The 13,858-nt window shown below is 71.9% G+C and carries 12 protein-coding genes; 11 read left to right on the top strand and 1 reads right to left on the bottom strand.

The genetic code is table 11. The annotated features are described in order from the left end of the window. Positions 1-56 precede the first annotated feature (56 nt). The gene (rpoZ, locus tag ACS5PV_RS09140; RefSeq protein WP_455395029.1) at positions 57-467 is read right to left on the bottom strand and encodes a DNA-directed RNA polymerase subunit omega; all 411 of its coding nucleotides are present in this window, start codon (positions 465-467) and stop codon (positions 57-59) included. 300 nt (positions 468-767) lie between these two features. On the opposite strand from rpoZ, the gene ACS5PV_RS09135 reads away from it, so the two are divergent. The 11 genes from ACS5PV_RS09135 (at position 768) to ACS5PV_RS09085 (ending at position 13,578) form a co-directional block, all read left to right on the top strand. Beyond that, entirely contained in the window at positions 768-1,418 is a 651-nt protein-coding gene (locus ACS5PV_RS09135; protein ID WP_455395028.1) for a carbonic anhydrase, read from the top strand. Between the two features lie 202 nt (positions 1,419-1,620). Continuing rightward, entirely contained in the window at positions 1,621-2,556 is a 936-nt protein-coding gene (gene fabD, locus ACS5PV_RS09130) for an ACP S-malonyltransferase (protein WP_455395027.1), read from the top strand. A 14-nt stretch (positions 2,557-2,570) separates the two neighbouring features. Next, entirely contained in the window at positions 2,571-3,308 is a 738-nt protein-coding gene (fabG, locus tag ACS5PV_RS09125) for a 3-oxoacyl-[acyl-carrier-protein] reductase (protein ID WP_455395026.1), read from the top strand. Between the two features lie 251 nt (positions 3,309-3,559). Then, complete coding sequence (locus ACS5PV_RS09120) at positions 3,560-3,796, top strand: acyl carrier protein (protein ID WP_236992436.1); 237 nt, start codon at positions 3,560-3,562, stop codon at positions 3,794-3,796. 65 nt (positions 3,797-3,861) lie between these two features. After that, on the top strand, positions 3,862-5,118 hold the full coding sequence (gene fabF / locus ACS5PV_RS09115; protein ID WP_455395025.1) for a beta-ketoacyl-ACP synthase II: 1,257 nt from the start codon (positions 3,862-3,864) through the stop codon (positions 5,116-5,118). Positions 5,119-5,538: 420 nt separating this feature from the next. Next, positions 5,539-6,933, top strand: a complete 1,395-nt coding sequence (mltG, locus tag ACS5PV_RS09110) for an endolytic transglycosylase MltG (RefSeq protein WP_455395024.1) — start codon at positions 5,539-5,541, stop codon at positions 6,931-6,933. Positions 6,934-7,059: 126 nt separating this feature from the next. After that, a complete protein-coding gene (locus ACS5PV_RS09105) occupies positions 7,060-7,935 on the top strand; it encodes a YicC/YloC family endoribonuclease (RefSeq protein WP_455395023.1) in 876 nt (291 codons plus the stop codon). A 129-nt stretch (positions 7,936-8,064) separates the two neighbouring features. Beyond that, entirely contained in the window at positions 8,065-8,751 is a 687-nt protein-coding gene (gene gmk, locus ACS5PV_RS09100; protein ID WP_455395022.1) for a guanylate kinase, read from the top strand. Between the two features lie 95 nt (positions 8,752-8,846). Next, entirely contained in the window at positions 8,847-10,238 is a 1,392-nt protein-coding gene (locus tag ACS5PV_RS09095; protein ID WP_455395021.1) for a dihydrolipoyl dehydrogenase, read from the top strand. 125 nt (positions 10,239-10,363) lie between these two features. Next, positions 10,364-12,958 carry a histidine kinase dimerization/phosphoacceptor domain -containing protein gene (locus ACS5PV_RS09090; protein ID WP_455395020.1) on the top strand — a complete coding sequence of 865 codons (2,595 nt, stop codon included), beginning with the start codon at positions 10,364-10,366 and terminating at the stop codon, positions 12,956-12,958. Further along, positions 12,955-13,578 carry a biliverdin-producing heme oxygenase gene (locus ACS5PV_RS09085; protein WP_455395019.1) on the top strand — a complete coding sequence of 208 codons (624 nt, stop codon included), beginning with the start codon at positions 12,955-12,957 and terminating at the stop codon, positions 13,576-13,578. Before ACS5PV_RS09090 ends, ACS5PV_RS09085 begins: the two co-directional genes overlap by 4 nt. The last annotated feature ends 280 nt before the right edge of the window (positions 13,579-13,858 follow it).

Genomic DNA, 13,858 nt, shown 5'->3' with positions numbered 1-13,858 from the left:
GCCGGATTCGGATATTTTTGGAGGGGAGGGCGCGGCGGCCCTCCCGGACAAAGGGCTCAGTCGCCCTCTTCTTCCGTCTCGGTCGGGGGCGCGAGGTTCTCGAGGCCGCGCAGCAGGTCGTCCTCGCTCATCCGGTCGAACTGGATGTCGTCGCCGTCGCCCGAGGATTGGGGCGCCACGGCGGCGGCGGCGGGCGAGCTGGAGAGCAGCGGCACCGTCTCGGCCTCCGGCTCGTCGACCTCGACGTATTTCTGGAGCGAGTGGATCAGCTGCTCCTTGAGGTCGTCCGGCGTGATGGTCTCGTCGGCGATCTCGCGCAGGGCCACGACCGGGTTCTTGTCGCGGTCGCGGTCGATGGTGAGGGGAGCGCCGGAGGAGAGCAGGCGGGCGCGGTGGCCGGCCAGCAGCACCAGCTCGAAGCGGTTCTCGACCTTGTCGATGCAGTCCTCAACGGTGACGCGAGCCATGCGCGACCCCTTCCTTAGGTATACGAAAATCTCGGAGTGTCGGCCTCCCTACACGAGATGCCGTTTTGCAACAAGCGTGCGATGAGACCGCGTCCCCCGCCTCGCGACAGGCTTAATGTTTCTGAGTGATTGCGCGACGGCGGGTGCACGGTCATCCCTGCGCGGCGGCCCGGTGCCCCGGGCCGGCAGGTCGGGGGGAAGCCGCGGATCAAGGAGACGACCCGATGACGAAGAGTCTGAGCCGGCGTCACCTGCTCGGCTGCGGCTGCACCCCTGGGCGCCGCGATCGCCGCCACCGCCGTGCTCCCGCCGGGCCTCGCCCGCGCGGCGGCGCCGACGACGAAGCGCACCACGCTCACGCCCGACCAGGCCCTCGAGCTGATGAAGGAGGGCAACCGGCTGTTCAAGACCGACAGCCCGTTGAACTCCGTCCAGGGCCGCGACCGGCGGATCGAGATCGCGCTCGGCCAGACGCCGTTCTGCGTGCTCGTCAGCTGCTCGGATTCCCGCGTCTCGCCCGAAATCCTGTTCGGCCGCGGCCTCGGCGAGCTGTTCATCGTGCGCAACGCCGGCAACACCGTCGACACCACGGCGCTCGGCTCGATCGAGTACGCGGTGGCCAAGCTCGGCGTGCCGCTGATCCTGGTGATGGGCCACAGCCGCTGCGGCGCCGTCGAGGCGGCGGTCGACGTGGTGAAGAACAACACGGTCCTTCCGGGCGCCATCGGCCAGATGATCGAGCCGATCGTGCCGGCGGTGCTCGGCGTGCGCGACAAGCCCGGCGACCTCGTCGAGAACGCCGTGCGGGCGAATGTCGGCCGGGTGGTGCGGCGCCTGCGCACCGCCTCCGATCCGGAACTGCTGACGCCGCTCGCCGAGAAGAAGCTCCGGATCGTCGGCGCGGCCTACAGCCTCGATACCGGCGAGGTCGATTTCTTCGACGAGGCGTGACGCCGGAAGAATCTCAGCATCGAGGGGACCCGACCCGGCGGCGCATGCCGGCGAAGGGCTCTGCGATTTTTGCGCGCCGGCCACGCTTGACTATGGCCGGCGCCTCTGCGACTGGCGCCGCCCAATCGCTGCGTCGCGCAGCCGCACGCCGCGGTTCGCGAGCCGCAGATCGCAGCTCTCAAGGGCAGGAAGCACTCCGCACGTGTCGCGCGCCTTCATCTTTCCGGGCCAGGGCAGCCAGGCCGTCGGCATGGGCTCCGCCCTAGCCCAGGATCATGCCGCCGCCCGCGCGGTCTTCGCCGAGGTCGACGAGGCCCTGGGCCAGAACCTCTCGCGCCTGATGTTCGAGGGCCCGACCGAGGAGCTGACCCTCACGGCGAACGCCCAGCCGGCCCTGATGGCGTCGAGCATCGCGGTGCTGCGGGTGCTGGAGGCCGAGCGCGGCCTCGATCTCGCCCGCGACGTCGCTTTCGTCGCCGGCCACTCGCTCGGCGAGTACAGCGCGCTCGCCGCCGCCGGCAGCCTGTCGCTCCCGGATGCCGCGCGCCTGCTGCGCCTGCGCGGCGAGGCGATGCAGGCGGCGGTGCCGGTGGGCTCGGGCGCCATGGCGGCGCTTCTCGGCCTCGACGTCGAGGCGGCGGCCGAGGTCGCCGCGGAGGCGCGCCAGGGCGACGTGTGCGACGTCGCCAACGACAACGGCGCCGGCCAGGTCGTGGTCTCGGGCCACCGCGCCGCGGTCGAGCGGGCGGTGGCGCTGGCTCAAGGGCGCGGCGCCAAGCGCGCGGTGATGCTGAACGTCTCCGCCCCCTTCCATTGCGGCCTGATGGCGCCCGCCGCCGAGGCGATGCACGCGGCCTTGGACGCCGTCACCCTGCGTCCCGCCGCCGTTCCGGTGATGGCGAACGTGCTGGCATCCCCGATCAGCGAGCCGGCGGCGATCCGCGACGCCCTGGTCGCGCAGGTCACCGGCACCGTGCGCTGGCGCGAATGCGTCGCCGCGATGGCGGCGGCTGGCGTCGACACGTTCTACGAGATCGGCACCGGCAAGGTTCTGTCGGGCCTCGTCAAGCGCATCGCTTCGGGAGCCTCGGCCACGCCGGTCGGCACCCCGGCCGAGGTCGCGGCCTTCACGCTCTGAGAGAGAGTTTTCGCATGTTCGACCTCAGCGGCCGCAAGGCCCTCGTCACCGGCGCCACCGGCGGTCTCGGCGGCGCCATCGCCCGGGCCCTGCACGCGCAGGGCGCCCACGTGGCGGTCTCGGGCACGCGGCGCGAGGCGCTGGAGGCGCTGGCGGGCGAACTCGGCGAGCGCGTCCACGTCCTGGAGGCCAACCTCTCCGACACGGCGGCGGTCGAGGCCCTGGTGCCGGCGGCGGAGGCCGCGCTCGGCGGTCTCGACGTGCTGGTCAACAATGCCGGCATCACCCGCGACAACCTCTTCCTGCGGATGAAGGACGAGGAGTGGGACAGCGTGATCGCCGTGAACCTGACGGCGGCGTTCCGGCTGTCGCGGGCGGCGGTGAAGGGCATGATGAAGCGCCGCTACGGCCGCATCGTCAATGTCGGGTCGGTGGTGGGCGCCACCGGCAATGCCGGCCAGGGCAACTACGCGGCGGCCAAGGCCGGCCTCGTCGGCCTGACCAAAGCGCTCGCCGCCGAGGTGGCGAGCCGCAAGATCACCGTGAACTGCATCGCGCCGGGCTTCATCACCTCGCCGATGACCGACGTGCTGAACGACAAGCAGCGCGAGGGCATCCTCGCCACGGTGCCGATGGGGCGCCTCGGCGAGGGTGCCGAGATCGCCGCGGCGGCGGTGTACCTCGCCTCCGACGAGGCGGCCTACGTCACCGGGCATACCCTGCACGTCAACGGCGGCATGGCGATGTTCTAGGCCGTCCCGCGTCATTCCCCAGGCGGGAGGCACGGTTTCTTAACCGGGGGTGAAGCGGCCCTCGCCAGGGCGGAATCCCTGTGTTAAGCACCCGCCGGCCGTGCAAGGGGATTGACGGATCGGCCGTCCGCGGCTTTTCCACGACATGCGCGACCGGTGCTCCCGGCCGCATCACGACCTTTCCCCCGGGGCTCCGCCCGCACGCGGCGGCTCCGACCAGTTCCACGAGCAGTAACTTAAGGACCTACACGATGAGCGATATCGCGGACCGGGTGAAGAAGATCGTCGTCGATCACCTGGGCGTCGAGCCCGAGAAGGTGACCCCGAACGCGAACTTCATCGACGATCTGGGCGCCGACAGCCTCGACACCGTCGAGCTGGTGATGGCGTTCGAGGAAGAGTTCAACGTCGAGATCCCGGACGACGCCGCCGAGACGATCCAGACGGTCGGCGACGCGATCAAGTTCCTCGAGAAGAACGCCGCCTGAGCGCCGCGTTCCTCCGCTTGAAAAGGTAATACGCTTCCGTCATGGGATCGGGTCGGGATAACGCGATGCGTCGAGTCGTCGTCACGGGCCTCGGGATGGTGTCGCCGCTGGGCAGCAGCGTCGACGTCACGTGGAGCCGCCTCATCGAGGGGCAAAGCGGTGCCGCCCGCGTCGAGGCCTTCGACGTGTCGGATCTGGCGTGCAAGATCGCCTGCTCGATCCCCCTCGGCGACGGCAGCGACGGCACCTTCAATCCCGACAAGTGGATGGAAGCCAAGGAGCAGCGCAAGGTCGACCCCTTCATCGTCTACGCGATGGCGGCGGCCGGCCAAGCGCTCGACGACGCCGACTGGCACCCGACCTCGCACGAGGACCAGTGCGCCACCGGCGTCCTCATCGGCTCCGGCATCGGCGGCATCGGCGGCATCTACGATGCCGCGGTGACGCTGTTCGAGAAGGGGCCGCGGCGGATCTCGCCGTTCTTCATTCCCGGCCGGATCATCAACCTGGCCTCGGGCCAGGTCTCGATCGCCCACGGCCTGAAGGGCCCGAACCACGCGGTGGTGACGGCCTGCTCCACCGGCGCCCACGCGATCGGCGACGCGGCGCGCCTCGTCGCGCTCGGCGACGCCGACGTGATGCTCGCCGGCGGCGCCGAATCGCCGATCAACCGGCTCTCGCTCGCGGGCTTCGCCGCCTGCCGGGCGCTCTCCACCGGCTTCAACGACGAGCCGCAGCGCGCCTCCCGCCCCTACGACCGCGACCGCGACGGGTTCGTGATGGGCGAGGGCGCCGGCGTGGTGGTGCTCGAGGAGTACGAGCACGCCAAGGCCCGCGGCGCCAAGATCTACGCCGAGGTGGTCGGCTACGGCCTCTCGGGCGACGCCTACCACATCACCTCGCCCTCGCCGGACGGCGACGGCGCCTACCGCTGCATGAGCGCGGCGGTGAAGCGCGCCGGCATCGACCCCTCCGAGATCGACTACATCAACGCCCACGGCACCTCGACCCCGCTCGGCGACGAGCTCGAGCTGAAGGCGGTCGAGCGCCTGCTCGGCAATGCCACCGACGTCGCGATGTCCTCGACCAAGTCCGCCACCGGGCACCTGCTCGGCGCCGCCGGCGCGATCGAGGCGATTTTTTCCGTGCTCGCCATCCGCGACGGCGTCGTGCCGCCGACCCTCAACCTCGATAACCCGTCGGTCGAGACCGCGATCGATCTCGTGCCGCACAAGGCGCAGAAGCGGACCGTCGACATCGCCCTGTCGAACTCCTTCGGCTTCGGCGGCACCAACGCCTCGCTGATCCTGCGGCGGGTGTGAACGATCACTGCGGGCCTGTCCAAGTCCTCTGTCCGGTCTGACGCCCTCCGCGTCATCCCGGGGCCGCGCAGCGGAGCCCGGGATCCAGAACCGCTGGTGGACAAGAATGAAGCGGAACGCCGTCCGCTTTATCCTGAACGATCCGCGGTTCTGGATTCCGGGCTCCACTGCGCGGCCCCGGAATGACTCGGAGGATGCCAATGACGGCCGGGCGAACCGGAAACCAGCCCCAAAGCGCATCGCAAATTCGATCAAGGCCCCTCTCGCCCGCGCGGAGGGGCTTTCTCGCATGTGGCTTACCGGGCGCCTCGGCTCCATTTCGCCATAAAACTTGCTAGGGTCGCGGTCGCTCTTCCGCCCCATCGGGCCGGCACGCGCGTCCACCGGCCGGCTCCGCGGACGCGCCACGACAGGACCGCCATGTTTCGCAGATCGAAGACGCAGGACCCGGCGCCGAGCGCGCCGGAGCCGGTCAGCCCGCCGAACCGGCTCGCCCCGCGCAGCCCGAGCGAGGCGATCAAGCCCACCGCGGCCCCGCCGCCGCCCGAGAAGCCGGTGCGCGAGCGCGGCGGCCTGCTCTCCGCGGTGAGCGGCTTCCTGACCCTGTTCGTCATCCTCGGCCTCGGCGCCATCCTGGGCCTCGTGGTGCTGGAGCGCCAGACCAACGAGGCCGGGCCGCTGCCCGCCGACAAGGTCGTGGTAGTGCCCCGCTCCAGCGTCGGCGAGATGGCGGACCTGCTCCAGCGCGAGGGCGTGATCGCCCATCCGATGCTGTTCGAGCTCACCGCCCGCTTCGGCCGGAAGGCGGCGCTCAAGGCCGGCGAGTACAACTTCAAGGCCCATGCCAGCATCGACGACGTGGTCGACGTGCTGGTCCAGGGCCGGCCGGTGCAGCACGCCATCACCTTCCCCGAAGGCCTGACGAGCGAGCAGATCGTCGCCCGCCTCAACGACAACGACATCCTGACCGGCGACATCAACGAGACCCCGCCGGAGGGCTCGCTGCTCCCCGACACCTACAAGTTCGAGCGCGGCGATTCCCGCCAGAAGATCCTCAACCTGATGCGCACCAAGCAGCGCGAGGTGCTGAACCAGATCTGGGCCCGGCGCTCGCCCGACGTGCCGGTGCGTACTCCCCAGGAGATGGTCACCCTCGCTTCCATCGTCGAGAAGGAGACCGGCCGGGCCGACGAGCGCCCGCGGGTCGCCGGCGTGTTCGTCAACCGCCTCCAGAAGCGCATGCGGCTGCAATCCGATCCGACCATCGTCTACGGCCTCGTCGGCGGGCGCGGCACCCTCGGGCGCGGCATCCTGCGCTCCGAGATCGACCGGGTGACACCCTACAACACCTACGCGATCGAGGGCCTGCCGCCGGGGCCGATCGCCAATCCGGGCCGCGCGGCGCTCGAGGCGGTGGCCAACCCCTCGCGCACCAAGGACCTGTTCTTCGTCGCCGACGGCACCGGCGGCCACGTCTTCGCCGAGACCCTGGACGCCCACAACCGCAACGTCGCCCGCTGGCGCCAGGTCGAGAAGGCGAAGGCCGCGGCCGATCCGGGCTCGCAGATCGGCGTCGACAAGGTCGAGCCGCCGCCGCAGGCCGACCCCTCGGCGCTGCCCCCGCGCACCGACCTGCCCGGCGGCGGACCGATGGCCTATGACGGCGGGACCACGAATCCGGGCACCCGCTCGCGCGCCTTCGACGCCTCGGAGGGGACCGCCCGCGATCCCCTGCGCAACAAGACCTTCGACCTGAACTCGCCGAAGACCGTGCCGGTCCTGTCCCAGCCGAAGGCCGGGCCCGGGTCGCGGTGACCCTTGGTTTTGACCCTTGGCTGACCCGCGTCGGCGCGCCGGCGCAGGTCCACCCGAATCCTCGTTCCGATCGCGGGTTTCTCGCAAAAACCGGCGAATCCCGCGAACCCTGCCCAGAGTGCCCCGATGCCCATCGCCAGCATGACCGGCTTTGCCCGCGAGGCCGGAACCACCGGACCCGCGCAATGGGCCTGGGAGCTCAAGAGTGTCAACGGCCGCGGGCTGGAGGTCCGGGTCCGGGTCCCGGCCGGCCTTGACGCCGTCGGCGAGGAGGCCCGGGCCCTGGTGCAGAAGCGCCTGAACCGCGGCACCTGCCACCTCACCCTCACCCTGTCGCGCGCCGAGGCGGCGCCCCGGGTGCGCATCAACGAGACGCTGCTTGCCTCCCTGGCGGAGGCCGTGACCCGGGTGCCGATGCCGCTCGGCATCACGCTCCCCTCAGTCGACGGGCTGCTCGGCGTGCGCGGCGTGGTCGAGGTCGAGGAGGAGACGGCCGACGACGAGGCGCTGCGGCGCGACCTCGCGGCGGCCGCCCACCGGCTGGTCGAGGCCCTGGCGGAGGGCCGCCGTGCCGAGGGGCGAGCCCTCGCGACAATCGTCGGCGGCCAGATCACCGCCATGGCCGACCTCGTCGAGGCGGCGGAGGCCTGCCCGGCCCGCCGGCCGGAGGCGGTCAAGGCGCGCCTCTCCGCGCAGGTCGCGGCCCTGATGGACGCCGGCAGCTTCGATCCGGCGCGCCTGCACCAGGAGGCGGTGCTGCTCGCCGCCCGGGCCGACGTGCGCGAGGAGATCGACCGCCTGCGCGCCCACCTCGCTGCCGCCCGCGAGCTCCTCACCGCCGGCGGCGCCGTCGGGCGCCGGCTCGATTTCCTGGCCCAGGAGCTCGGCCGCGAGGCCAACACGCTCTGCGCCAAGGCCAACGACGTGTCGCTCTCCCGCATCGGCCTCGACCTCAAGGCGGTGGTGGAGCAGTTCCGCGAGCAGGTCCAGAACGTCGAGTAGCGGAGATTTGTCCCCGCCCCGTCGTCGCTTCCCGGTTGCGCCCCCGCCGGACGGGCGGCATTGGAGAGGTCCCGGGCAATAGATCCCGGCGGAGAGCCGGTTCCGCCGGCGAAAGGGTGAAGCAGCGCGATGGTGTCGAACGTGGGCTCCGAACTCCTGACCGCACCGGTGGCGCGCCGGGGCCTAGTGCTGATCCTCTCCTCGCCCTCGGGCGCCGGCAAGACCACGCTGACCCGGGCGCTGGCCCAGCGGCCCGAATGGGGCCTGGAGCTGTCGGTCTCGGTCACTACCCGGGCGCGCCGCCCGTCCGAGATCGACGGCCAGCACTACCGCTTCATCGACCGCGACGCCTTCGAGCGCCTGCGCGAGCGCGACGACCTGCTCGAATGGGCCGAGGTGCACGGCAACTACTACGGCACGCCGCGGGGCCCGGTGGAGAAGGCGCTCGCGGCCGGCCGCGACATGATCTTCGACATCGACTACCAGGGCACCCGGCAGGTGCGGGGCAAGCTGCGCGACGACGTCGTCACCATCTTCATCCTGCCGCCCAGCCTCGCCGAGCTGCGCCGCCGCCTGGAGCGCCGCGCCGAGGATTCCGCCGAGACGATCGAGCGCCGGCTGCTCAACGCCCGCACCGAGATCGAGCGCTGGTCGGAATACGACTACGTGCTGGTCAACGACGACCTCGACCGCTCGTTCAAGACCCTGGAGGCGATCCTGGCCGCCGAGCACCTGCGCCGCGAGCGCCAGGTCGGCCTCGCGGGCTTCGTCGGCGGCCTCCTCGCCGAGGGTCGGACGGCCGCCCCGACAGTGTGACGTGCGGGAACGAATCGTCTGCGATGCAAGTTGCCGGAGGGTTCGACCCGCGACGTCGCGCTCGTGCTGCGCCGGGCTGCCCGAGGAAGTGAGCGATGCGTGACCTGGCCTGCGACGTGGCGGTCATCGGGGCCGGCACGGCGGGACTCGCGGCCCATGCCGCGGCCACCAAGGCGGGCGCCCGCGCGGTCCTGATCGAGCGCGGCCCCGGCGGCACCACCTGCGCCCGGGTCGGCTGCATGCCCTCGAAGCTCCTGATCGAGGCCGGCCGCGCCGCGCACGACGCGCGCGAAACCTCGCCGTTCGGCGTTGCGGCCGGCGAGGTCCGGGTCGACGGGGCTGCGGTGATGCGGCGGGTGCGGCGCCTGCGCGACGATTTCGTCGCCTCGGTCTTCGAGAGTGTCGGGCGCATCCCGCAGGATCTGCGCGTCGCCGGCACCGCGCGCTTCACCGACCCGACCACCCTCGTCGTCGACGACCACACCCGGATCGCCGCCGGCGCGGTGGTGATCGCCACCGGCTCGACCCCGAGCCTGCCGCCGCCCCTGCGGCCGGCCGCCGACCGCGTCCTCACCACCGATACCCTGTTCGAGATCGAAGCCCTTCCCGACAGCCTCGCGATCCTCGGCGCCGGCCCGGTCGGGCTGGAACTGGCCCAGGCCATGGCCCGCCTCGGCGTGCGGGTGACGCTGCTCGATCCCGCCGGCGCCGTCGGGGGCGCCCGCGACCCGAAGGTCGCGGCCTGTGCCGCCGAGCTGATCGGCGCCGAGTTCGATCTCAGGCTCGGCGCCACCGTCGAGACGGCCGAGCCCGCCGGCGACGGGGTGCGGCTGACCTGGCGCCTCGAATCCGGCGAGCGGGACGGGGCTACGGTCTCGCGCGTGCTCGCCGCCGCCGGGCGCCCGCCCAACCTCGACGCCCTCGACCTCGCCGCCGCCGGACTCGCCCTCGACGAGGACGGGCTGCCGGACTTCAACCCGCGCACCCTCCAGTGCGGTACCGCCCCGATCTTCATCGCCGGCGACGCCAACCAGGAGCACCCGGTCCTGCACGAGGCCCAGCGCCAGGGCTGGATCGCCGGCGGCAACGCCGCCCGCTTCCCCCAGGTCGAGGCGCCGCCGCCCTGGCCGGCCTTCGCGCTGGTCTTCACCGATCCCCAGATCGCCGCGGTCGGCCGGGCCTTCGACGCGGGAAGCGCCCGCGACTGGATCATCGGCGAGACCTCCTTCTCCGATCAGGGCCGCGCCCGGGCGATGGACCGGGCCGCCGGCCTGATCCGGGTCTATGCCGAGCCCGACGGCCGGCTCGTCGGTGCCGCGATGGTCGGGCCGGGGATCGAGCATCTCGCTCACCTGATGGTGATCGCCGTCCAGGAGGGCTGGACCGCCGCGACCTTCCTCGACCGGCCGTTCTACCATCCCACCCTGGAGGAGGGGCTCCAGGGCGCCGTCAAGGCGATCGCCGAGCGGACGGGCGGCACGCGGTGACGCGCCGTCAGAGAGCTGCGGGGCGACCGCGCGTTGCGGTTCCGTTCAGGGGCGGTAGACGTTAAGGTGCGGACCCTGTCGCCGGAGGCGCCGCCCTCCCGGGCCATCGATTCGTTGGATACCCCTTGACCTTGCCCGATCAGACGACGGCCCCGACGATCGACCTCGACGCGCTCGCGCCGCACGAGCTTGATCGCCTGCGCCAGGGCGTGATCCAGATCGACGGGTCGGGCGTCATCCACCTCTACAACCGGTCCGAGAGCGCGTTCTCCGGCCGTCCGCCCGAGCGGATGGTCGGCCGCAACTTCTTCACCGACGTCGCCCCCTGCACCCACCTGCCGCACTTCTACGGCCGCTTCCGCGAGGGCGTGCGCCGGGGCCGGCTCGACCACACCTTCTCGTTCGTCTACGGCTTCGACCCGCGGCCGATGCAGGTCCGGATCACCCTGCGCCAGGCCGCCGCGCCGGACCGCTACTGGATCATCACCGAGCCGGTCGAGCCGCTGGAGCACGGGCACAGCCGCGAGGCGGTGCTGGCGGCGGTCAACCAGCGGGTGCGGGCCGAGCCGGTCGACCCACGCCTGTGCGAGCAGGAGCCGATCCACGTTCCCGGGGCGATCCAGCCCCACGCCGTCCTGATCGCGGCGGACCTCGACACCCTGGCGGTGGTCGCCTGGAGCGGCAACGTCCGCGACGTGCTCGATCGGGACCCCCTCGGCCTCGACCTTCACACCCTGCTCGGCGCCGGGCTCGCCGAGCGGATCCGCGTCGGCCTCCAGGGCGATGACGTCGATTCCGGCCACATCATACGCCAGCGCGTCACGCTGCCCGGCGCCGACGGGCTGCCGGTCGAGCTGGCGGCCCACCGCAACGGCGACCGGATCATCGTCGAGTTCGAGCTGGCGCCGGCCCATCCGGAGGATTTCCGCTCGGCGAGCCAGCTCGACACCGAGCTCGCCATCAGCCGCCTGCGCGGCGCCGGCACGCTGGAGGACGCCGCGGCGGTCGCGGCGCGCGAGACCCGGGCGCTGACCGGCTTCGACTGCGTGCTCGTCTACCGCTTCGATGCGGACTGGAACGGCGCCGCCATCGCCGAGGACAAGGACCCGGCCTGGACCCGAAGCCTCTTCGGCCTGCACTTCCCGGCCTCCGACATCCCGGCCCAGGCCCGCGCCCTCTACACCCGCTCGAAGAGCCGCTTCGTCATCGACCGCGACTACGTGCCGGTGCCGCTCGTGGCGACGCCGGCTTCCGCCAACGCGCCGATCGACCTCACCTTCGCCCAGGCGCGCAGCCTGTCGCCGATCCACCTCGAGTACCAGCGCAACCTCGGGGTGAACGGGTCGATGTCGATCTCGATCCTGGTCGAGGGGCGGCTGTGGGGCCTGATGATCGGCCATCACCGCCGGCCGCACTACGTCGCGCCCGAGACCCGCGCCGCCGCGACCGTGCTGGCCGATGCCTTCGCGATGCGGGTCTACGAGCTGGAGAGCCGGCGCCTGTGGCAGGAGCAGCAGGCCCACCTGGCGCTGGAGAGCGAGCTGGTGCGCGAGCTCGCCCGCTCCGACGACTTCGTCAGCGCGCTGACCGAGAACGCCCACACCGTCCTCGATCTGTTCGCTGCCGGCGGCGCCTCGACCGTCTCGGACGACGCGGTGCGCAGCCTCGGCCGGACCCCGCCGCCCGACGCGATCCTGGCGATCGCCGCCTGGCTGCGCGCCACCCTGCCGGCCGACCGGACCAGCTACGCGACGGCCGAATTCGCCGCCGCCCATCCGCCGAGCGCGCCTTACGCCAAGACGGCCAGCGGCCTGCTCGCCGTCTTCGTTGATTCCGAGCGGCGCCACCTGCTGCTATGGTTCCGGCCCGAGGTGCCGAGCACCGTCACCTGGGGCGGCGACCCGCGAAAGCCCGTCCTCGCGGGAAGCGGGCCGGTGGCGGTGCTGCCCCGGCGCTCGTTCGAGCGCTGGGTCGAGGAGCGCCGCGGCGTCTCCGAGCCCTTCGCGTCCTGGCAGGTCGGCATCGCCGAGGCCCTGGCCCAGGCGGTCGAGGGCGTCGTCCTGCGCCAGAGCCGCAAGATCACCGAATTGACCGGGTTGCTCGCCGACAAGGAGCGCCTGCTCGCCCAGAAGGACCTGCTCACCCGCGAGATCGACCACCGGGTCAAGAACTCGCTCCAGATCGTCTCGGCCTTCCTGCAGATGCAGCGCCGCCAGGTGAGCGACCCGGCCTCGCAGGCCGCCTTCGCCGAGACCGCCGCCCGGGTGATGAGCGTGGCGCGGGTCCACGACAGCCTCTACCAGGCCGAGAGCGTCGAGGAGGTTGATCTCGGCCAGACGATCGAGAATCTCTGCGCCGATCTCGCCGGCATGGCGGGGGAGGGGCACGCCGTCGACCTCGACGCCGAGCCCGGCCTGATGGTCCCCTACCGCAAGGCGGTGGCGCTCTCGCTCATCGCGACCGAGCTCATTACCAACGCCTTCAAGTACGCCTTCGCGGAAGCGGGCGGGCGCGTCGCGGTCTGCGTCTCCGGCGAGACCGAGGGCCGGGTGCGGCTGTCGGTCTGCGATGACGGCAAGGGCCTGCCGGTCGACTGGCCCGACGCCCCGGCCCGGGGTACCGGCCTCGGCATGAAGCTCGTCCGGGCGATGCTCGACCAGATCAATGCCCGGCTGGAGGTGGAGAACCGCCCGGGCGCCTGCTTCACGGTCACCGCGTGAGCGACATCCTGGAGCGCCTGCGCGCCGGGACGCAGGCCGCCCACGAGGCGATCGAGCGCGACCTCGCCTGGGAGACTCGCGTCGCGACCCGCGAGGGCTACCGCGCGCTGCTCGCCCGGTTCTGGGGGTTTCACGCCGCGCTCGAGCCGGCCCTCGCGACGGTCCTGCACGACGACGCCTTCCTCGATCCGCGCCGGCGCCTCGCGCATCTCGCCGACGACCTGCGCTTCCTCGGCCTCGACGACGCGGCGATCGCGGCGCTGCCCCGCCCGCACCTCGCGCTGCCGCGCGACCGGGACGAGGCCTTCGGCGCCCTCTACGTCCTCGAAGGCTCGACCCTCGGCGGCCAGGTCATCGCCAAGCATATCGGACGCCAGCTCGGGCTCACCCGTGACGGTGGCTGCCGCTACTACGCGGCTCACGGCCGCGAGACCGGTGCGATGTGGAAGGCGTTTCGCCTGCGTCTCGCCGAGGAAGCGGCGCGCGGCCGGCCCGAGACCATCGTCGCCTCAGGCATCGGGACCTTCGACGCCATGCGGCGCTGGCTCTGTGCCAAGCCCGTCTCGGTCCCGAACGAGGAGGGGAGGGACCCTGTCGCGAAAGTTGCGCGGCGGGGTTGACGGGTCCGAAGGCACCCCGTATACCCCAGCCCATCGGCGCCGGCCGCTTCCGCGGCCCGGGCGCTGAACCGTCTTCGAGACAGTCTGGGCCGGCGAGCCTGACCTTGGTCAGGCGCTGGTCCCGTCGTCGCCGATGACAGCCGGATCGCTCCGGCCCGCTCTTTGACAAGTTCATACGAGAAAGAGAAGCGTGGACGGCGTCGTCCCTGCGGGCCGGTTCTTCGGAACCGGTCGTGAGTAGGATGATGCTGGTCTGACGTTTCGGTGCTCACACGATCAG

The organism is Methylobacterium sp. Gmos1 (genome assembly GCF_053764715.1).
Note: the sequence above shows the minus strand (reverse complement) of the source record. Positions and strands in the feature narration are given on the sequence as shown.